Origin of the sequence: Brevibacterium sp. SIMBA_078 (assembly GCF_046534565.1) — a bacterium.
Taxonomy (GTDB): Bacteria; Actinomycetota; Actinomycetes; order Actinomycetales; family Brevibacteriaceae; genus Brevibacterium.
Map to the genome: position 1 here is coordinate 1 of NZ_JAWRYQ010000308.1, position 263 is coordinate 263.

1 protein-coding gene is annotated in these 263 nt (G+C 38.4%); it reads right to left on the minus strand.

Annotated elements, in window-relative coordinates:
• Positions 1-263: hypothetical protein (locus tag SB749_RS19830; protein WP_410711816.1), on the minus strand; the 263-nt coding region annotated here is incomplete at both ends.

Consider the following 263-nt stretch of genomic DNA (forward strand, 5'->3'; position numbering starts at 1 on the left):
ATGTCTTCACTGTAGCTTTCGTAGCGTTCTAAAGTATCTGCGATTTCTTTTTTATACTGATTTAACTTGTCTTTACTATCAGCAAGTGTTTGCGCGATGTCGTTATCACTGCCCATCGCAAGTAATGGTTGTAGTAACATGGTAATAGTACTGTCAGTGTTGTCTTTATCATTCGTGTGCTGACTAATGACATGTAAAAGTTCCATTATGTCGGTATTGTGCTGCTGTATTTTTGTGGCAAGTTCGGCTTGCTGATTGCTTTT